11 protein-coding genes are annotated in these 20081 nt (G+C 61.0%); 2 read left to right on the top strand and 9 right to left on the bottom strand.

Annotated elements, in window-relative coordinates; all coding sequences use genetic code 11:
• Positions 1-13 precede the first annotated feature (13 nt).
• The 5 genes from ACFPN2_RS26930 to ACFPN2_RS26950 form a co-directional block, all read right to left on the bottom strand.
• On the bottom strand, positions 14-2788 hold the full coding sequence (locus ACFPN2_RS26930) for a caspase family protein (protein ID WP_380602409.1): 2775 nt from the start codon (positions 2786-2788) through the stop codon (positions 14-16).
• 282 nt (positions 2789-3070) lie between these two features.
• Entirely contained in the window at positions 3071-5383 is a 2313-nt protein-coding gene (locus ACFPN2_RS26935) for a glycoside hydrolase family 31 protein (RefSeq protein WP_380602858.1), read from the bottom strand.
• A gap of 34 nt (positions 5384-5417) precedes the next feature.
• Positions 5418-6905, bottom strand: coding sequence for a tryptophan halogenase family protein (locus ACFPN2_RS26940; protein WP_380602411.1), 1488 nt, complete (start codon positions 6903-6905; stop codon positions 5418-5420).
• A gap of 16 nt (positions 6906-6921) precedes the next feature.
• On the bottom strand, positions 6922-9849 hold the full coding sequence (locus tag ACFPN2_RS26945) for a TonB-dependent receptor (RefSeq protein WP_380602413.1): 2928 nt from the start codon (positions 9847-9849) through the stop codon (positions 6922-6924).
• Between the two features lie 299 nt (positions 9850-10148).
• Entirely contained in the window at positions 10149-12026 is a 1878-nt protein-coding gene (locus ACFPN2_RS26950) for a cellulase family glycosylhydrolase (protein WP_380602415.1), read from the bottom strand.
• Positions 12027-12331: 305 nt separating this feature from the next.
• Between ACFPN2_RS26950 and ACFPN2_RS26955 the strand changes: the two genes are divergently transcribed.
• Positions 12332-13441, top strand: a complete 1110-nt coding sequence (locus ACFPN2_RS26955) for a glycoside hydrolase family 43 protein (RefSeq protein WP_380602417.1) — start codon at positions 12332-12334, stop codon at positions 13439-13441.
• Here the strand turns inward: ACFPN2_RS26955 and ACFPN2_RS26960 are convergent.
• The 4 genes from ACFPN2_RS26960 to ACFPN2_RS26975 are packed head-to-tail and all read right to left on the bottom strand — an operon-like array spanning position 13419 to position 18850.
• Positions 13419-14078, bottom strand: coding sequence for a cysteine hydrolase family protein (locus ACFPN2_RS26960; RefSeq protein WP_380602419.1), 660 nt, complete (start codon positions 14076-14078; stop codon positions 13419-13421). The genes ACFPN2_RS26955 and ACFPN2_RS26960 overlap by 23 nt on opposite strands.
• On the bottom strand, positions 14079-15059 hold the full coding sequence (locus ACFPN2_RS26965) for a MurR/RpiR family transcriptional regulator (RefSeq protein ID WP_380602421.1): 981 nt from the start codon (positions 15057-15059) through the stop codon (positions 14079-14081).
• A gap of 33 nt (positions 15060-15092) precedes the next feature.
• Positions 15093-16553, bottom strand: coding sequence for an amino acid permease (locus tag ACFPN2_RS26970; protein ID WP_380602423.1), 1461 nt, complete (start codon positions 16551-16553; stop codon positions 15093-15095).
• Positions 16553-18850: a TonB-dependent receptor gene (locus ACFPN2_RS26975; protein ID WP_380602425.1), complete on the bottom strand. Its 2298-nt coding sequence runs from the start codon at positions 18848-18850 to the stop codon at positions 16553-16555. The genes ACFPN2_RS26970 and ACFPN2_RS26975 overlap by 1 nt, the downstream gene beginning before the upstream one ends.
• Positions 18851-19038: 188 nt before the next feature.
• Between ACFPN2_RS26975 and ACFPN2_RS26980 the strand changes: the two genes are divergently transcribed.
• A complete protein-coding gene (locus ACFPN2_RS26980; protein WP_380602427.1) occupies positions 19039-20079 on the top strand; it encodes a DUF5924 family protein in 1041 nt (346 codons plus the stop codon).
• Positions 20080-20081: the final 2 nt, after the last annotated feature.

The following is a 20081-nucleotide window of genomic DNA, read 5'->3' on the forward strand; positions in this document are numbered from 1 at the left end:
TCTTGTAGGATGGTCAGTAATTCAGCGCGGCGACTTTCACCGGCTCGGCCACCGGCACAAAGAAGAAATCGCCGATATCGTGATTGGCGTCTTGCAAGGTCGAATACGTCGGCCGCTGACGCTGGCCGTTCTGCCCGACCTGGACGGGCTGCGCGAGCATCCGACCGCTGAGCTCGTGCGACAGCATCTCGCCGCTCATGACGTTGTCGTTCTGGCGCAGGACCTGGATGAAATATCGAGCGAATACGGAGTGATTGCTGTCGCCTGAGCTGTCCGCGACGGGCGTGACTTCGCCCGAAGTCAGAACCATGCGCGCCCGGCGATTCCATTGAACGCGCAGCCGTGTTTCGTTCAGGCCCCGGCCGATGGTTGTGGTCTTCGGATGAGTGATGGCACCGGAGAAGCACGAGTCCGCCACCAGCAGCACATGCTTCGCATTCATTTCTTTGATCTTGGCGCGAATGTGATCGGCTTCGAGCCAGCCCGCATGCGTGTCCCGATCGGCCTCGACGCCCAGCCAGAACGCACGACCGGAGGCGGCATCCACATCGCCATGCCCGGCGTAATAGATAAGCAGGTTGTCCTGGGGCGTCAGCGTGCGCTTCGCATCATGCAACGCCACCATGATCTGTTCGCGCGTCGCATCGAGCAGCAACTGCACCTGGAAGCCATAGCGCTCCTTCAACAGCTGCGCAATTTCCTTCGCGTCGTTCGCCGGCGTATCCAGCGACTCCATGTAGTGATAGAGACTGTTGCCGATGACGATGGCGTGATAGTTCCCACTACTGCTACTGCGAAGCTCGCCGAGCGAGAGCTGGACCGGGGTCGGCCGGCTGTCGACCGAGCGCATCTTGCCCATGCCTTGGGTCGGCGGAACCTGAGCGCTCGCCAGGACCGTGCCTTTATCCGCTGTCTTGTCGTTAGACAGTGTCTGCGCCACCAGCGCGTCGAATCGCTTCGACTGCTCCTGTAATCGCTCATTGAGGCCGGCGATCTGAGAATCCTTCGCTTTGAGATCCTGTTGGCGCGCTTCCAGATCTTTTCTAAGGAACGCGATCTGCATTTCGCTGGCCTGGCGGTTCGTCGAGAGCTGACGTTGCAGCTCATCGCGCGCCTGGGCCAGTGCCGCCATGTCGGTGGCCTTTTCCGTCTGCAGCTGATCGAGCCGTTCGCGCTGCTCGTTGAGCTTCTGCTGTGCCATTCGCAAGGATGCGCGTGCTCGCGCCGCTTCATCGGCTGCTCCGCCCTGATCCTTGTCGCGCTGTTGATTCAGCCGCTGCACTTCCGAGCGCAAGGTCTCGGTTTCAGAGCTCAAGGCGGTCAAGCGACGCTGCTTCTCCTGAAGCTCGCCATTGCGGGCCGCCATCTGCCCTTCGAACTCGCGCATGAGCGCGGCCTTGTCTTGTTTAGCCAGCGTTCGCAGCGATGCGATTTCCTGCTCCCGCTGTTTGATCTGCTTCTGCTGATCTTCCAGCTGCGATCGTAAGGAATTCACGTTCGCTTGCTTGTCCGTGTTTGTCGACTTCGCGGCAGCTTTGGCGGCATCGACCTGCGCGCGGCTTGCCTCTGCCAACGCTTTCTCGAGCGAGGCAGCGCGCATTTTTTGACGATCGAGATCTCGCTCACGTGCCGACAGCATCGCCGCTGCCTGATCCTTCGATTTCTCGGCGGCGCGCTCGACTTCCTCCCTCTCGGCCACTAGTTGGTCGACCTCGGCACGGTATTGGGTGCGCAGATCGCCAAGCTCCTGTTCGGAGCGCAACAGCCGCTGATCCGCTTGAGCCAGACGCGCAGTAAGCTGCTGATTCTTCGCCCGCTCGCCCGTCAGCAGCTCATTGAGCTCCATGCTGGAGGCCTGCGACTGCGCCATGCGGCTCGACAGTTTTGTCTGTTGTTCGGTGAGCTGCGCATTCAGAGCATTCATCTGGTCACGCGCCGCACCGAGCTCACTTTCCTTGGCGGCCAGTGCATTGCGCAGTTCCGCGACCTTCGCTCCATCCCCCTGACCTTGCTTGGCTGCAGCCAACTGCTCGCGCAGATCGAGTGCAGCGGATTCGGACTTGGCGAGTCGGGCTCGCGCCTGGAAGGCAGCATTCGTGGTATCGGACAGCTGCGACCTCAGGCTCTGCAGCTCCGCGTTGGAAGCGTCGAGTTGCTCACTCAGCGCCGCGACTTGCTTGGCACCTTCCTCTTCCGCTTCTGAAATCTTCCACGCGTAGTCGAGCTCGTCACCCAGGCCCGCAGCCTTGCGCTGCAGATTGAGCGCGAGCATCGGATCCTTCTGGACTCCCAGGCCCTGCTCGTACAGATACCCCAGTTCCTGGATCGCCGGCGAATAATTCTGATCGGCGGCGCGCTGATACCAAGTCGCCGCGACCGCAGGATCGCTCTCCACGCCGCCCATGCCGTTCGCATAGATTCGCGCGACATAGTATTGAGCTTCTGGCTCACCCGCTTTCGCGAGTGGCATCCAGCGCTCGATAGACAGTGTGCCGCTCGCAAGATCTCCGATGGTGTACTCGCCGCCGCGTGCGCGACAGTCGACTGCCGACAATCGCACCAGGCGACCGGGTGTTAGATAAGAGCGCATGCCGCCGAGCTTCTGCAGCTTTCCGGGCAGCTGACAGTCGACGACGATCGCATCTTCGAGATTCGCCGCGGCAATGCGGCTGCGTTCCTCTGTTTCTGAATTGTTCGAGGCCGCGAGCGGTGCCCCACTTGCTACCACGAGAGTACCGACACCGAGTGCGAGGAATGAGCGCCGAACGCGCACAGCGAATGTTGTCATTGCGGTAATCCCCAAGGAACATCGCAGCCATCGCTCGCGCGGGCGGGCGGCAACGTCGAGGCTGCTACCGCAGCACGAGAGATTAGAGAGAAACAACCGCGGTCGAGCGCGACTCGTCCGCAGTCGGATCGCTGCAGGATATACCCCTCGATACAGCAACATTCAAGGCGATCAAACACTGCTCGACTCCGCTTGCTGAGGCGCATTTATTCGCCGCAGCGCGTGAGCGTGCAATGGAACTCAAGTTCATCGGTAGATTGATCGCAATCGCACGGCAACAAACTAGCGAACGATCTTGATCAGCTCGCGAACGGCGCGACTGACACCTTTATCGCCTTCAGCGGAGAGCTGCCCCAGCTTGTCGTCCCATTTCAATCGGGTCGTGCGCCCGATTCCTTTTTCATAGTCGTACGACACGCCGTCATCGTCATAGAGCGTGAACTCGGCATTCTTGCCCGGATAGATCCGAATTTCTTTGAGCGACTGAGGTGTCGCGGTGCTGGAAACATCCACGCCCATCGGCACGATGGAGCCCGCGCGAACAAACAGAGGAATCACATCGATCGGCGCCGCGACCGTGACCGTTTGTCCACCCGCAAGTTTCTCGTTGGTCCAGTAGTTGTACCAATCGCTGCCGGCCGGCAAGTACACTTCGCGACTCTCTTTCCCCTGCTCTGTCACCGGCGCCACCAGGAAAGCCGGGCCGAACATATATTGATCGCCGATAGTGAACACCTTCGGATCGCTCGGGAAGTCCATGAACAGTGCCCGCATGAATGGCGCACCCGTGTCATAGGTACGCTTGCCCAACGAATACAGATACGGCATCAAGGTGTAACGCAGCTTCAGATATCGACTGATGATGGTCTCGGCTTCCTTGCCATACGACCACACCTCAGTTTCCTTGCGCAGGCCGTGCGCTCGCATCGTCGGCAAGAACGTTCCGTACTGATACCAACGAACAGCCAGCTCCGGATAGTCATCGTAGTTGCCGACGACATTGCGCGCGTCGGATGGATCGACGAGCGGCTTGTGCTCCGACCTGTGAGCTGGCGTGTACCACTGCCAGCCGCCGATGTCGTTGCCCCAGTAAGCCAGCCCTGACGCGGTGAAGTTCAAACCGGTCGTGACCTGCTGCTTCAATGCTTCCCAGGTCGGATGAATGTCCGAGGACCAGAATAGATTTCCGTAGCGTTGCGAGCCGATGTACGCCGCGCGAGCCAGGATCAAGTTGCGCTTGTTGGGTCGATCGCGTCGCGAGCCTTCGGCGACGCCCTGGGTGTGGACCAGCGGATACAGATTTCGATAGCGATCGCCGGTGCCAATACTATAGAAATAACCGTCGGGCACGAGGTCCGGCTCGGTTTCGTCCAGCCAGAACCAATCGAAGCCTTGCGAAGCGATGTTGTCCCGGATCTTGCCCCAGAACCATTCGCGCGCCTCGGGATTGGTGCTGTCGAGCAAGGCTCCCGCGCGATCGCTGCGGATCGGCAGCCCATCGACCGGTCGGCCGTCCGCATGCTTCAACAACCAGCCTTTCGACGCCAGCAGATCGAAATAGCGCGACTCGAGCTCGAAGCGCGGCCAGACGCTGATCATCGAGCGCACGCCCTGCTCGTTGAGCGTCTTGTTCATGGTCGCCGGCGATGGGAAATCGACCGGGTTGATGTCGAGCTGCCCCATGCGCGTCCAGTAGAACCAGTCGACGACCATGATGTCGAGCGGATAGCCACGCCGACGATAGCCCGCCGCAACATCGAGCACTTGCTGCTGACTCTCGTAACGCGCCTTGCTCTGGATGTAACCGAACGCAGCCTTGGGCGGCAACGGCGTGACACCTGTGAGCTTTCGATAACCCGCGTAGAGAGCGTCAGCGGTCTCGCCTGCGATCACGAAATACGACACCCGCTCGCCGACTTTCGATTGCCACGACGTGCGACCTTGCAGCCCGGCCGAGATCGTCGTGCCGGAAGGATTGTCCCAAAGAATGCCGTAGCCTTTGTTCGTCACCAGAAACGGCACGCAGACCGTTTCACCGGCGGGCGCATCGTAGTTGTGCTTGCAGTCGATCGTTCGACCGCGGTGATCGAGAATGCCCTCCTGATTCTGACCTAGCCCGTAGTAGTGCTCATCGGAAGGCGCGACGAAGCTCGCGCCGACGCGGAATGTTTGCTCGCCATTCACCGTGTGAGGCGCCAGCTCCCAGCCGCTCATTTCGACAATGGTCTCGCCGCCCGGCTTGCGGACCGTTAGCGACACGGGCGGCAGCGACGGCGCGAAGTAACGCTGCATTTGATTCGGGGGCCCCGGGTTCGGTTGAACCTTGACCTCGACGGACAACGCCGACGAAGAAAAGATATCTCCCGATGCCGCGACATCATGCTTCCATCCCTTGGCGTCGGGATTGGCAATGAACCCGTAGCCAGCGGGCGCAACCACGCGGTCCTTCTCCAAACTCAATGTCACCCGCACGATGTTGGGTGCGTACGGCTCGATGGCTACAAAGCTGCCGTTGCGATCGAGCAAGCCCAAGGGCTCGGCGGTGACCATGCCACTAAAGCAAAGCGTCAGCGCAACCATCGCCGAACGATTCATCGGAATCATGCGTTTGTTCCCTGGAGGTTTGTGATCACGCCGCTTTGCAGTTGTGCTCGATGAACTGCCGATGGCTCGGCATGTGTTCGATGGCGGCGTGTAGATGACTTCGCAGTCTTTCGGCCTGCTGCTGTAGCTCGGCGAGCGGCAGGATATCGGCCAGCGGATCCCACCGCTGCGGCTCGATCCCCTGCCCCAGCATGACCGCGACCCAGCTCGCATCGGCGAACAGCTGCCCGTCATGTCGAGCGACCTTACCTCGCGAGCGAAACAGTTCCAGCCGATGCGCGAGCGTATCGGGCATGGACATGTGCTGACAGTCGCGCCAGAACGGCTCGTCGCGCCGATTGGCGACGTAGTGCAGGATGATGAAGTCGCGGATCTGCTCGTACTCCGCGATGCTGAGTCGATTGAATTCTTGCTCCGCTGCCGGATCGACCGAGGCGGACAGCGGCATCAATGACAGAAAACGAAACACCGCTGCTTGCACCAGATGCAGGCTGGTCGACTCGAGCGGCTCCATGAAGCCGCCCGCCAATCCCAATGCTACACAATTGCCATTCCAGAATTTCCTCCGCCGCCCGGTGGTGAAACGTAATAGCCGCGGTTCGGCGAGAGGTTTGGCATCCAGGTTATCGAGCAGAATGCGCGCCGCTTCGTCGTCGGTCACGTAGTTCGAACAGTAGACGTGACCGTTGCCCGTGCGGTGCTGAAGTGGGATGCGCCACTGCCAACCCGCCTGGTGCGCCGTCGAACGCGTGTACGGGACGAAGCCTGCTTCGTTTCTTTCGCAAGGAACGGCGAGTGCGCGATTGCACGGCAGCCAATGGGACCAGTCTTCGAAACCTGTTTCCAGCGTGCGCTCGATCAGCAGCCCCTGGAACCCGGAGCAATCTATAAAGAAGTCGCCTTTGAGCGCCCGACCATCGTGCAGCCGTAGCCCTTCAATGAAGCCACTTTCGCCATGGCGGTCGACATGCACGATACGCCCTTCATGGCGCACGACGCCGCGCTGTTCCGCGTAGCCTCGAAGGAATCGAGCATAGAGCCCGGCATCGAAGTGGTAGGCATATGCGAGCTGTGGCATGTCCTTGGGCATGGTCGGAAACGGTGGCAGGAACCTGCCTTGCTCAGCTGCAATTGCCGCCGGCGAATAATCGCTGAGCGGATGAGGATGTCCGTTCGCCTTGAGGCGCAGCCAGAATTGATGAAACGAAATGCCATCGATGTTGGCGCCGAACTCGCCGAACTGATGAAAGTAACGATGTCCGGCATGGCCCCAGTGACGGAACTCGATGCCCAGCTTGAAGCTGGCCTGTGTGGCCCGAACAAACTCCCGCTCGTTGATCCCCAGAACTTTGTTGAAGAATTGCAGCGGCGGAATCGTCGCTTCGCCAACACCGACCGTGCCGATCTCCTCGGACTCGATCAGACTGATCCGATGGGTGCCCTTGAGCGCGTGGGCCAGCGCGGCGGCGGCCATCCAACCCGCGGAGCCGCCGCCGACGATCACGAAATGCATAGACGCTTGTCGACTGTCAGAAGGTGCACCTAACAAACACGTTGTAACGCCGGTCCGCGCTCACCCAGTTGTGATAAGTGAGCCCGGTCCGATCGACGAAGTTATCGACCAGAATACGATACGGCGCGTCCGTGAGGTTGACCGCTTGCAAGCCGACCTTGAGCTTCGGCGTCGCATTCCACACCACGGAACCGTCGAGCTGACCGTAGTCGTCGGCCCAGGCCGGAATGTTCAGATTGGCCGCCGCCATCGTCAGCACATATTTCTCACGCCAGTTGTAAGCCAGCCGCGCCTCAAAGCGCTGCGTGCTGTAGTACAGCTCGGCGTTGTAACTGGTCTTGCTCAACCCTTCGAGCGGATAGTTATCGAGCGCTGAGTTGTCACGCTGGTTCTGATCGTACGGATTCGCCGCCACATTGCGCGTCCCGCCGCTCTCCACATAAGTGAACGCTGCTCGCGCGCCGAAGTTCTTCCAGAACCCCGGCAGGAAATCGAAGAAGCTGTTGTAAGCGACCTCGAAGCCCTGCACATAGCCGTTACCTTGATTCTCCGGTCGCAATACTCGAACCGTGCGCGTCTGACCGTTGTTGGTGTACTCCACCGAAGAGTTCAACGACGTTTCCATGAACCCTTCGAGCTGCTTGTAGAAAATTGCACCGGTCAGAGAATTCGTGGGATTGAGATACCACTCCGCCGCCAGATCGTATTGCCACGAGCGCATCGGCTCGAGATCCGGATTGCCCGAGAAGCCATTGTATTGAGACACGCAGTTGCCCACGCCCGCGCCGTCGGGCAGCTCGTTGCAGGTGCCATTGACCATCACGCCGAGCTTGGCCTGAATGTTGATCGCCGGTAACAACAGCGGGAAATCCGGCCTCGCGAGCGACCGCGCGACCGCCAGGCGCAGGAACACATTATCTTGCACCTTGAACCGTACGTTCAGGCTCGGCAGCACATCGGTATAGGTGTTCTCATCGGTCGCTTCCATCGACGCGCCGTTCGCGAACGCCGACTCATCCGGTGCACCGATCAGGTTGGCGCCGCTGAAGGTGAGCAGTCCCGTCCCGGAATTTTCGGTCCGCACCACGCGCACGCCCAGATTGCCGTCGAGCTTGCCTTTGCCGAAATGCGCGTTCACGTAGCCGGCCAAGGTCTTTTGATTCTGAGTGTTGATGCCGAGGCCGTCGTTGCCGGGCGTCGTATCGGCGAAATCGCCATTCCACGGCGTCCAGTCGCAGCAGTTCGTGCCCAGAGTTTCGACGGTGTGAATCGTGCTTTCGAAGGCCGCGCGACTGTTGAACGCCGAGGATCGCGGGAACAGATAAGTGCTCGGCGCCCGCCCGCCGTGGAACCAATCCGAAAATCCCTGCTGGACATAAGGCACGCCCCCATCGCCGAACGTCGTGGCGCCGCCGCCCCACGATTGAGCGACGGTTCCCCAGCGATAGCCCGTTTCCCGCGTCGTCGAGTTGTAATCCTCGTGACGAATGCCGAAACGGATGCGATCCATCCAGTCGTTGTTATCGAACGTGTACTCGCCGTCGGCGCGATACGCCCAGGCATCGGCATCGTTCTTCTCGTAATGATCCATCGCCCAGCCGTAGTAATACTGGTCAGGATCGGTCATCACGCTGTTCGGCCTGACTCGGATGCTGGGCTCGTTACTGCCATTCAGGCGCAGGTTGACTGCCAGCGCATTGGGATCGCTTTGCGCGAAGGTCGGCGATCCGATCGTCAGGTCGGCGGCGTCCGTGTCCGCCAGCGCTCGCTGCACGTCCATGTCGAAGCGCCATCGATCGCCCGGGTGCCAGGTCAGATGCAAAGCCGCGTCATGGTTCTTGCTTTCACGCTCGTTGTAGCGTGCCGAGCCGTTGAAAAAGTTATTGGCGATGTCGCCCCCCACCAGATAGCCATTGGAGACTTGCAGATTGCTCCCGGTCAGGCCGTTGCCCTGCTCGGTCCACAAAGCGTTCTCGTTCTGTTCGAACGTTGCGTCGGCGATGAAATACTGCAGCGATACATCCACGGTATCGCTCGGCCGCCATTGCAATGCCAACGAACCGCCGAGGCGATCGCGATCCACGGTGAGCTCACGCCAACCGACGCCGCCAGGTGCAAACACCGTCTGGCCTTCGTAGCCCGGCAAGTTGGTGCGCGAGTAGTACTTGTCGATATGCAGAGTATGCGTCTGACTCGTGAGCTGCGATGCGCTGCCTGAGATGAGGAAACCCAACTCGCCGATGCCTGTGTTCCAGCGATCGCTGAAAAGAAATGAACCCGACGGACGCTCCTTGTTCGCAAGATCGCCCACCGCGTATTCCGCCGACACACCGATCGCGCGGTCGGGACTATCGAAGGGTAATCGGGTCCGCAGGTCCACGGCACCCGACAGCCCGCCTTCGATCATCGCCGCCGATGGATTCTTGTACACGTCGACCGCGGCCATCAGCTCGGGCGGAATATCTTCGAATCCGAGCGTGCGGCTCTTCTTCGCGGAGAACGCGGACCGACCGTTCAACTCGCTGCGCACCCAGGTCAACCCGCGCACAGTGACGCCCGCTCCTTCTACAGCGATGCGATCGGCATCACGCGCCTCGGGCACTCGCCCGATCGCTATGCCGGGAATGCGCTGTAGAACTTCGGTGACGCTGCGATCGGGCAACGCGCCGATGTCTGAGGCGGTGATCGAATCGAGAATTTCTTCCGCTTCGGCCTTGCGAGCCTGCGATGTTTTCAATTGCTCGCGAATGCCGGTAACGACGACCTCTTCCACTTCGGAAGACGCCCCCGAAGCATTCTGCGATTGTGCCGGTGTCGTTGATAACGCCAGCAATATCGCCAGTGCCGGTACTGTCGACGCCGCGTTACGAAGATGTAGTGCGCGGCGCACGGCGATAGTTACGGACGATCCGTGCTCCGCCCCGTGTGAACTCACCTCAGCCATAACAACGTATCCCCCATTGCTTGACCTGTCGTGCCAATCGTTGAGGGCGTGCCATGCGCGACGCCGCGCTTGTCTCACGCGATCGTCGCCGTCCCCCACTCGTCATCGTCGCCGACCCGGCGCAACCCCGGATCGGCAATGAAATATTGTTCACTAATGATCATACGCCTTAACTCGGACAAATGTCTACCGATGGACAACATTTCTATCGCGGCCAGTCGATAAAGCTTCCTGGCCGCTATTTTTGTAGAACTGCGCTACACACGAGCTCGTGTCGTCCGCTCGACATCCATTGTCCATTACCAGGCGTAAATGCTCGCCCAGGGATACGTGCCGCCCGTGACGGAGAAGTAGTAATAACCATCCGCCGAGCGGGTGAGCGGCAGCTGGCCGCAGGTTCTGGCCACCCCGCCGACCGTCAAGGTCCGGCCGTCGAAGTTCGAACAGCCCCAGCCGTTGATGGTCTGGCTGGTTCGATAGCAAACCGCACCCGTGGTATTGAAGTTGCCGGTGTTGAAAGTGAACGAGACAGGATTGGAACAAGTGCCGCCCGTACCGCTCGTGTTGAATGTCGCGGTCACATTCCGAGCCGCGGTCATGGACAGCGTGCATGTGCTCGTGCCCGTGCATGCCCCGCTCCACCCGGCGAAAGCTGAGCCACTCGCCGCAACAGCGGTCAGCGTTACAGAAGTGCCGCTCGCATAGTTCGCCGTGCAGGTGCTGCCGCAATTGATACCGGATGGCGACGATGTGACCGTGCCGGTGCCAGTACCGGTCTTGGTCACGGCGAGAGAAAAGGTCGTCGCAGTGCTGTTGAAAGTCGCTGTGACTGCCCGTGCCGCCGTCATCGAAACAGTGCACGAAGCAGTCCCTGAACATGCGCCGCTCCAACCTGCAAACGCGGAACCACTCGCAGCCGTCGCGGTGAGCGTGACGGACGTGCCGGTTGAATAGTTCGCGCTACAAGTAGCGCCGCAATTGATTCCTGATGGCGTCGAAGTGACTGTGCCACTGCCCGCTCCCGCTTTCGTAACGGTGAGCGTGTAGGTCACTGGAGTGCCGATGCCGGCGCCGCGCTTGACCGCGTCCAGCACGCCCTGATCGACGACGGCTCCGCTGTTGCGATCGAAGATCGCGAAGCCGTTGGTCTGGCTCGGCTGCACGCCGTTATCCCAATAGAACGTCTTGATCCCGTTCGTGGCCGCGGCTCGATTGACGTACTCAAGATAGTACTGACGTGCCGGCAAGCTGAGGTTCGCACGCATGGCCACGCCGTACTCGCCGATGATCACCGGAATGTTTTGCGCGACCCACTTGGTCTTGACCTGCGCGAACAGATCGTCGTGATAAGCCTCCTGCGCCCAGGTGCACGCGCTCTGGCTCGGATACGGTGCGCCCCAATACAAACAACTGCCGCTCGGGTTGAGCGTGAAGTCATACGGATCGTAGTGGTGAATCTCGACGATCAACCGGCTGGCGATCGTGTCGGTCGGCATCGAGAAATAATTCAGCCCGTGCCAGGCATTGGTGTTGTAGGTCTGCACGACCAGGGTGCGGGATGAGTTATTGCCACCGGTGGCACGCACGGCGTTTACAAAAGTCTGGTTGTAGGACTGTTGAACGGCGATGTGCTCGGCGGTCGGCGTGCCGTAGTCGGCGTGCACTTCGTTGGTTCCCGCAAACAATAGTCGCTCGTTGTAATCGCGGAACGTGGTCGCGATCTGCGTCCAGTAGGCGTTTTGTTTCTGATTGTTCGCCGTCTGATACGAGTACAGCGGATGTTCCTCGAGCCAGCCGCCGTCCCAATGAATGTTCAGGATGACGTACATGCCCTGACCGTGCGCGTAGTCGACGACTTGTTTGACGCGCGCCATCCAGGTCGCGTCGATGGTCATCGTCGATTGATTGGCGTGACAATCCCAGGCGGCCGGAATGCGAATGGCGTTGAAGCCCGCAGCCTTCACCGAGTTGATAAATGCCTGAGTGACGGCCGGATTGCCCCACGCCGTCTCGCCGCATTGAGCTTCGAGTGTGTTGCCCAGGTTCCAGCCGAGTTGAATCTGTGCCGCAACCTGCGTCGCCGTCGGCAAAGTCTGCGACCAGACCGCCGTCGGCAACAACAACAGCGCTGCCCAGAGCACAGTCCGTCGCAGCGGAGACCACTTGAATCCGTTCATGTGTCACCCCCTGATGAGTCGTCGGCCGCGCGCATTGTTGACCGCGCTACGGTCGCAACGACGTTGCTCGTTCCTTGGACGGGCGCCACCGTGAACCTCATTGGCCATCGTTGTCAACAGGGTTTTCTGCGCTCGCGCGCTGTCTCTCGAGCCATTCCGGAGCCAGCGCGAGGACAGCTTCGAGAAGAATTCTTGTGCCCTTCTGGCGTTAGCGCCCGCGTCCGGGACATTTCTGATACCGCTACCAGCGGCATTGAAATGGTGCTACCTTTCGCCGCCATCCGATCTCGATGTCAGGGGAACCCATGAATCGTTCGCCGATGAATCTGCTCGCATGCGCCGTGCTCGTCGTGCTGACCGCATGCTCTTCCAAAGAACCGCCCGCCGCGGACAACCCGAAGGCGGATCAGCAGGGACCTGCTAAAGCAAAGCGCGAATATCTCTCGCAGCCGCTGGTCTCCGAGATCTACACCGCCGATCCTTCAGCTCACATCTGGGACGGCAAGATTTTTGTTTATCCCAGCCACGACATCGACGGCACGACGCCAGAGGACGACCTGGGTGCGCACTTCGAGATGCGTGACTATCGCATCCTGAGCATGGACAAGATCGGCGGGCCGGTGACATTACATCCGGTTGCGCTCGACGTGAGTCAGGTACCTTGGGCCGACAAGCAGATGTGGGCGCCCGACGCCGCGAAAAAGAACGACACCTACTTCCTGTATTTCCCGGCCAAGGACAAACAAGGCGCGTTTCGTATCGGCGTCGCGACCTCCAAGTCGCCGACCGGTCCGTTCGAGCCGCGTCCTGAGCCGATCAAAGGCAGCTTCTCCATCGACCCGGCCGTGTTCACGGATAACGACGGTCGCACTTACATGTACTTCGGCGGCATCTGGGGCGGTCAGCTGCAACGGAATACCACGGGCACGTACGATCCGAACGGTTCCAAGACGGATCTCCAGGCGGACGATCAGCCCGCGCTGACTGCGAAGGTCGCGGCGCTGACCGACGACATGCTCGAGTTCGCCGAGAAGCCGCGAGATGTCGTGATTCTGGACGAGAACGGCAAGCCGCTGCTTGGCGGCGACCACGACCGCCGTTTCTTCGAGGCGTCGTGGATGCACAAGTACAACGGCAAGTATTACTTCAGCTACTCGACCGGCGACACGCATTACATCGTTTACGCCATCGGCGATTCGCCGTACGGGCCGTTCAAGTACGCCGGCCGCATTCTCGAGCCGGTGGAAGGCTGGACCACGCACCACTCCATCGTCGAGTCGGACGGCCGCTGGTGGTTGTTCTATGCGGACTCGCAGCTGTCGGGGCAGACCCGTCTGCGCAACGTGAAAGTGACCGAGCTGTTCTACAACCCGGACGGCACGATCAAGACCATCAACCCGTTCGTGAGTCCCTGAAACGGGTCGTGTCGCTCACCCATCCGAAGGTGTGACCCTCGCTGTAAATCACGCGTAGCGTCGCTTCGTGATCCGCAGGATCATAGGCGGCGCACGCGTCCTCCAGCAGCACGCAGCAGTAGCCGAGATCGACGGCCGATCGCAACGTCGAAGCCACACAACACTGTGTGGTAACGCCCGTCAGCAGCAATGTTTCGATGCGCCGCTCGCTCAGAATGTTTTCGAGCGACGTTTGGTGGAAGGCGCTGAAGCCGGCCTTATCGATCACTGGCTCATCCGCTCGCGGCCGCATCTCATCGACGATCTCACTGCCCGGCTCGCCACGAATGAGAAATCTTCCGAGCGGACCGGCCTCGCCCACGATGCTGTCGAATTTCCGGCGGAACCGATTCAGATCCGACAGGTCCGGCGCATAGATCTCTCGGGTGTGGCATACAAACATGCCTAGCTGACGAGCAACATCCAACGTGACACGCGCCGCGGCTGTTGCCGACAGCAAACGATCGACAGTCGCGCCGCGAGCCGCAGCCATTCCGTCGCGCGACACGAAGTCTCTTTGGAAGTCGATGCAGACGAGCGCGGTCGTCTCGGGATTCAACGCGATCGTGCGGCCGCGCTCGCAACTCAGATTCAACACTCAACGCCCCTTGGCACGCGTGCCGTTCTTGGTCGCGCCGCGCTGCCCGGCCTTACGCGACGATTTTTCATCTTCAGCGCCGCGCTGCCGATGCACTCGATCGAAGCCGACGAAGGTCGTGCCGAATTCGGTGGCCGCATCCAGATGCTCATAAACCGAATCGCCCAGCTGCTCGATGACGTCTTCGACCAACAGATTCAACAGGCTCGTGATGGGCGCGTTGTTGTCCCAGAAACGCCCCGAGTCGGTCCGCACTTGCAACGCGTGCGGCGTCACTTCGCTCGCCCAACGGCAGTACGCATCTGTGGCCAGCACGAGCGGCACTTTGAGAGTGGTCGCCTTTTGCGCCAGCAAACGAAACCACCGCGAGTAACGCCGACAATCGATCATCAACAGGCAGCTGCGGGAGCTCGCCTCGGTTTTCAAATCCGCGAAGGCACGACTGTCGACTGATAAGTAACGGACGCCTGGTCGCACGTACGCGAGCTGATCGGCAAACGCCATCGCCAGACCGCGCTCGGTCTGAAAGCCCGCGACGAACACCTTGTCGGCGGCCGCAATGACTTTGACGACCTCGCGCCACATCGGCGTCTCCGCCAGCGCATGCACTGACTCGACCGCTTCCAACTCGGCGCGCATGGCTCGCGCCCGCTCCAGATTTTTTGGCACCGGCGCGGTGGCGGTAGCGCCGCGCTTGACCCAGGGCGCGCGGGTCGCGTCCGGCATCTCCGAACGCATTTCCGACCGCAGCTCTCCCAAGCCCTGGTAGCCCAAGGCTTTGAGCGTGCGACCGACGGTCATCGAGCTCACGCCCAATCGTTTGGCGATCGAATCCGCCGTCTCGAACGGCAGCTGCTCGGGGTGGGCGGCCAGATGCGCCGCGACCGCCTGTTCGGCCGTGCTCAATTCCGCCGACCGCGACTGGATGAGCGATTGATACCGATGCACGTGCCGGGCTTGCGTCGAGCTGTCTTTATCCATTGTGTTGCTATCATGCACCTCGGCGCCGACGATTCAAGAGCGCCTCAACTTCGAGTGCTTCAGTCCATACGCCGCATACAGCGCGGCGCCAATGAGCAACCATATCGCGAGGCGCACCCAGGTATCCCGCGGCAAACTCGCCATCAATGCCACGCACACCAGGATGCCGGCAACGGGCACTAAGGGATAACCCGGGACGCGGAAAGGACGCGGCAGATCCGGCCGCCCCCGACGCAAAACGATCACGCCGAGACACACGATCGCAAACGCGAGCAGCGTGCCGATCGAAATCAATTCCCCCAGCAATTGCAGTGGAAATGCGCCGGCAATGAGGGCCGCGCTCGCGCCAGTGACGAGCGTGCCGATGTGCGGGGTGCGCCATCGCGGATGGACCGCGACAAACGCCGGCGGCAACAAACCATCGCGCGACATGCCGTAGAAGATGCGCACCTGACCGAGCAGTGTGACGAGCAATGCCGAGATCAGGCCGACGACGACGACCGCTCCGATGAGTGGCTTCGTCCATGCGAGCGCAGGCCCCGCAGCGGCCAGCGCAACGTAGACCGGATCGGCGACGCCTAACTCGCGATAGTCCGTCAGCCCCGTCACCATCAGCGCAACCAATACATAGAGCACGGTGCAAATCACCAGCGACGCGATCAACGCCCACGGCACGACGTGTTGAGCTTCACGCGTTTCCTGCGACATCGCCGAAACAGCATCGAAGCCAACGTACGCATAGAAAACGATTGCAGCTCCCGTCGCCACGCCGCTGAGGCCAAAGTTACCGAAGGTGCCGGTGTTCGCGGGCAGGAACGGCGTCCAATGGTCGACTTGCACGAACATCAGCCCCGCGATGCCGACGATCAGGATGGCCACAACTTTCACGACCACGATGAGATCGTTGACGCGCGCCGACAGCTGCGTTCCCGCGAGCAACAACGCCGTACACAACACGACGACTGCTGCCGCCGGCACGTTGAAAATTCCGCCCGTCGCAACGAGTCCATTCGCTGTCACATCCAATGGCGCCTGCGTCAGTGCCGCGGGTAACACCAAGCCGAAGTCCGCAGCCATGGACGTCGCGTAACCCGCCCAACCGATCGCGATCAACGAGCTCGCAAACAGATATTCGAGCACGAGACACCAACCGATGGTCCACGCAACCGCCTCCCCTAACGTTGCATACGCATAGGTGTAGGCACTGCCGGCGACGGGCACCATCGACGCGAACTCCGCGTAACACAGCCCCGCCAAGGCACACGCGATGCTCGCAAGTACGAACGAAAGCACGACCGCCGGCCCGGCATGCTCGGCCGCGACAGTACCGGTCAGCACGAAAATACCCGCGCCGATCGTGCTACCCACGCCGAAGCAAGTCAGGCTGAAGAAACTCAGCGTCCGCGGCAAGGCCGCCGACGCTGGCGCTTGTGCGACCAGCGACTCGATGGACTTGCGTTCGAACAGCCGAGACAGGCCGGAGCCGCGCTCCACTAGCGAAGATCCCAGGTCAGCTGCAGACCGACGGTTCGCGGCTGATTCACGCCTCGAATCACATACGGACTGCGGTACTGGGAGTCCGACATCTCTCTGACTCGCCGCAGGTCAACGTCCTCGTTGAAAACGTTGTCGACGAACAAGCGCACCGTCCACGCATTCAGCTGGAAGCGGGCAGCGACGTTGGTCAGCCAGTACGCCTCCTGCTCCAGGTACAGCTCGTTGGCCCGCAGCGTGCCATCGAATTCCGGGACGAGCGGACCGAACGCGCTGGCCGAACGGCCGGTATAGCTGGTGGAAATATTGACGCCCGCGGTCCACGCCGCGTTGCTCTTGATCTCATAGTCCGCCATCAGCGAGCCGGCATGCTCGGGGACGCGAGGCGCGTGATCGCCTTTCAATCCCAGGTTGACGATCGACTCTTCCAGCTGCACGTTGGTGTAGGAGTAGCCGATCGACATCGACAACCCGTCCGCCAACAGCCCGCGGGACTGCATCTCCAGCTCGAAGCCGCGCGCCGTCGCCTTGCCGGCATTGCCAAAAATGGTGAAGCCAAGGTCCGTCGGCACCAATGTTTGAATGTCCGACCAGTCGATGTAGTACACGGCGGTGCTCAGATACACCTGCCGATCGACCAGCGACATCTTGCCGCCGACTTCGTAGCTCACGATGCTGTCCGGATCGTACTGACGCTCATCGAGCGGCACGCCAGTATTGGGCGTGACGAGATTGAAGCCGCCGGGGCGATAACCCTCGGCAATCGTCACGTACACCAGGTCGTCGTCGGTCAGGTCGTAAGAAGCATTGAGCCGGTAGATTTCATCGGCATCGTCCGCGCGCCCGAAACTGTATTCCTCGGGAATCGGCGTGGTACGCGCCAGGCCGTTCGCATCGCGAGCATCGGGACCGAAGAACTGATCGATCGCGTAGAACGTCTCGCGCAACCGATAGTCGAAGTGGCGCGCACCGAGCGATACGCGCAGCTCCGGCGTGATTCGGTAGCCGATCTCGCCGAACACCGCCCACTGGCTGATCTTGGTCGGGTCCGAGGTGAAGAAATATTCCTTGTCGTCGTTCAGTGGCGCACCGATGACGATGTCCTCGAAATCCGCTTGGCCTGGGAACGGACGAGTCACGCGCTCCTGCAAGGCCTCGGAAGTCTTGCTGTCGTACCAGTACAGGCCGGCCAGCCAATCCCAACGCTGCGTATCCTTCGACACCAGGCGGAATTCCTGAGTAAACGTCCGCCCTTCGCGCAATCGTTCCGTGCTCAACGTGAGCTCGGGCAACAACTCCGGAGGCAGGAAGCTCGCGAACACGCTGTCGCGCAGGAAGTAAGTGTTGTCGTCGAAGTTGCGTCCGCGCTCGCGCACGTACGAACTGCTGGACGTGAGCTCGCTCCAGCCGAAATCGAACTTCACCGACAGGTTCGTCAAGCCGGCCCGGCGCTGAGCTTCTCCTTCCGGCGCGTAACTATCGACGCGTCGGCCGCCCAGGAACTCGTCCGCATCCGAGGGCGAACCGTAGTTGCTACGCTGGTAATAGTGCGTCAGATCGATCTGTATCGAATCAATCGGTTGAGCCAGCAGAGCAACCCGGCCGGAAGTCGTGCGGTCCCAGTTGATCCGCTTGGTACCCAACCGGACGTTATCGATATAACCGTCGTTGTCGAAGTAACCGAGGTTGGCGCGGAGTGCGAGCTTGCCCTCGACCAGCGGCAGATTGAGCATTCCGCTCACATCCTGATTGGTCCCGCCGCCCTCCGTCGACGATGCCATCGTGCTGATCCGGGCGTCGGTCTCATGCAGATCGGGCTTGGTAGAGATATAACGCAACGTGCCGCCGATGGCACCGCCGCCATAGAGCGTGCCCTGCGGACCTCGCAACACTTCGATGCGATCGACATCGAGCAGCTTCAAATCCAGCAGGCCGAAGTACAGATCGACCTGGGTTTCATCGACGTACGTCGTCGTGGTCTGGCCGAGTGCGCCGCTGTTGCTGCCGGTGGTCAGCCCTCGAAGCACAAACTCGACGCCGCTGCGCGCCCCGCTGTCGACCATCGACAGCCCGGGAATCATGCGTGCGAAGTCGCGTTGTTCCAGCGCCCCGATGACATCGAGCGTCTGCGACGAGATCGCCTGAATGTTGTAGGGCACGTCCTGCACCGATTCGGCGCGCCGGGTCGCCGTCACCGTGATTTCATCGAGCACTCCAGCCGGCTCCTGCTGAGCCCACGCCGTGGTCGCGGCTAAACCCGTCATCGCCATCAGCCAGCGGTTCGATCGCATCGTCATGGCCACTCCCCGTGTTATGTGTCTTTGTTATACGAATAACAAATATTGTTTTAGTTGTCTAATTCACATAGCCTAGGGATCGGGGGATTAATCTGGGGCGAATCTCGCCTGCGAGGCACGCCGCCGCCCTTCCCCGGGCGCGGCGCATTCGCTATCGTGACGGCGATCATCCTTACTTGCCGCTCACGATGGAGATACCGACGACGGTTTCAGAACCTCAGGCCGACGAAGTCGAGTCCTCGCGAAAGCTCACTCGCATCGCGCGCTTCCTCGAGCGCGTTCCCTGGCTCATTCCGACCCTCAGCTTCATCACGGGCGTGATCGGCTTCGTGATGGTCAAGCGCGGCGCGGACCTCGCACGCGTCATCGCCATTGCCGCGTTGGCCGGCTGGGTGTGGCTGCTCATCGAGCCCCTGGTCCGGCGGTTTCTGGAGCGGCGCCGCTCGGGCATCGGTAAGTTTGTATCGAACTTCCTGACACAGTCGTTGCAACAGGAAGTACTGTTCTTCTCGCTGCCGTTTCTGTTCGGCGCGTTACAGCGCGATGTGGGACAGATCGTCTTCATCGCAATCGCCGCGGCAGCCGCCTTACTCACCGCGTTAGATCCCCTCTACGAGCGCTGGATCGCAGCCCGCGCGGCGACACGGTTGCTGTTTCACGCGTATTGCAGCTTGATCGTGGCAGTCGTCGTCGTGCCGATGGTCGTGCATCTGTCGCTCGAGCAAGCGCTGCCGCTGTCCCTCGGCGCCGTCGTTGTGTGGTTGTTGCTGACAGCACCGATGTCGCTGCGGTCCTTGCGATCGACCCGTCACAAGCTGATCTGGGTCGCCTGTTCCATACTCGCCCCGCTGCTGGTGTGGGTGTTACGCGCCCACGTTCCACCGGCGGGACTCGCAGTGACACAAGCCGTCATCACCCAGTCCATTGTCGATCGAACGCCCGGCCCCGCCGTACGCTCCCTCACGAGCGCCGAGCTCAGCGCCGGCGTCGTCGCCTTCGCTGCGATTCGCGCACCGAGCGGCGTCGCTCAATCCATCATCTTTGAATGGCGCCATGCCGGCGAAGTCGAACGCATCACCGCCGAAATTCACGGCGGCAACGACAGCGGCTGGCGCACCTACTCCCGCAAGACGCTGTTCCCCGCCAACGCGCCCGGCCGCTGGACCGTCGACGTGAGAACGCCGCAAGGTCAGCTGCTCAAGCGGCTGCAGTTCGTGGTGAAGGACTGACC

The organism is Steroidobacter flavus, assembly GCF_042651805.1.
GTDB classification, from domain to species: domain Bacteria; phylum Pseudomonadota; class Gammaproteobacteria; order Steroidobacterales; family Steroidobacteraceae; genus Steroidobacter; species Steroidobacter flavus.

What these genes read in the sequence shown, in the direction of transcription:
- ACFPN2_RS26930 (WP_380602409.1), bottom strand. Translation starts at nt 2,788, where the DNA reads ATGACAACATTCGCTGTGCGCGTTCGGCGCTCATTCCTCGCACTCGGT.
- ACFPN2_RS26935 (WP_380602858.1), bottom strand. Translation starts at nt 5,383, where the DNA reads ATGAATCGTTCGGCGATGGTTGCGCTGACGCTTTGCTTTAGTGGCATG.
- ACFPN2_RS26940 (WP_380602411.1), bottom strand. Translation starts at nt 6,905, where the DNA reads ATGCATTTCGTGATCGTCGGCGGCGGCTCCGCGGGTTGGATGGCCGCC.
- ACFPN2_RS26945 (WP_380602413.1), bottom strand. Translation starts at nt 9,849, where the DNA reads ATGGCTGAGGTGAGTTCACACGGGGCGGAGCACGGATCGTCCGTAACT.
- ACFPN2_RS26950 (WP_380602415.1), bottom strand. Translation starts at nt 12,026, where the DNA reads ATGAACGGATTCAAGTGGTCTCCGCTGCGACGGACTGTGCTCTGGGCA.
- ACFPN2_RS26955 (WP_380602417.1), top strand. Translation starts at nt 12,332, where the DNA reads ATGAATCGTTCGCCGATGAATCTGCTCGCATGCGCCGTGCTCGTCGTG.
- ACFPN2_RS26965 (WP_380602421.1), bottom strand. Translation starts at nt 15,059, where the DNA reads ATGGATAAAGACAGCTCGACGCAAGCCCGGCACGTGCATCGGTATCAA.
- ACFPN2_RS26975 (WP_380602425.1), bottom strand. Translation starts at nt 18,850, where the DNA reads ATGACGATGCGATCGAACCGCTGGCTGATGGCGATGACGGGTTTAGCC.
- ACFPN2_RS26980 (WP_380602427.1), top strand. Translation starts at nt 19,039, where the DNA reads ATGGAGATACCGACGACGGTTTCAGAACCTCAGGCCGACGAAGTCGAG.